At 73.5% G+C, this 343-nt stretch carries 1 pseudogene; it reads right to left on the reverse strand.

Annotation, left to right across the window (positions count from 1 at the left end):
* Positions 1-21: 21 nt before the first annotated feature.
* Positions 22-343 (reverse strand): annotated as a pseudogene (locus A6V29_RS21570) (heavy metal translocating P-type ATPase); the annotation flags it as partial.

A 343-nucleotide genomic window follows, 5' to 3' on the forward strand; every position in this document is an offset into this window, starting at 1 on the left:
CGACTGTGCGGGAAGGGAACCTCAGCTCCGGGCCGGCTCCTCGGTGCGCACCCGGCCCGACGGCAGCGCCGCGGTGGCGTCCCGGTTCTCCGGCAGCGGCGCGAACCCCCGCAGCCGGAGCGAGTTGGAGACGACGAACACCGAGCTGAACGCCATCGCGGCGCCCGCGATCATCGGGTTGAGCAGCCCGGCCATGGCGAGCGGGATCGCCGCCACGTTGTAGCCGAAGGCCCAGAACAGGTTGCCCTTGATGGTCGACAGGGTCCGCCGGGCGAGCCGGATCGCGTCGGCCGCGACCCGCAGGTCGCCGCGCACCAGGGTCAGGTCGCTCGCCTCGATGGCG

Origin of the sequence: Blastococcus sp. CCUG 61487 (assembly GCF_005222955.1) — a bacterium.
Lineage (GTDB): Bacteria > Actinomycetota > Actinomycetes > Mycobacteriales > Geodermatophilaceae > Blastococcus.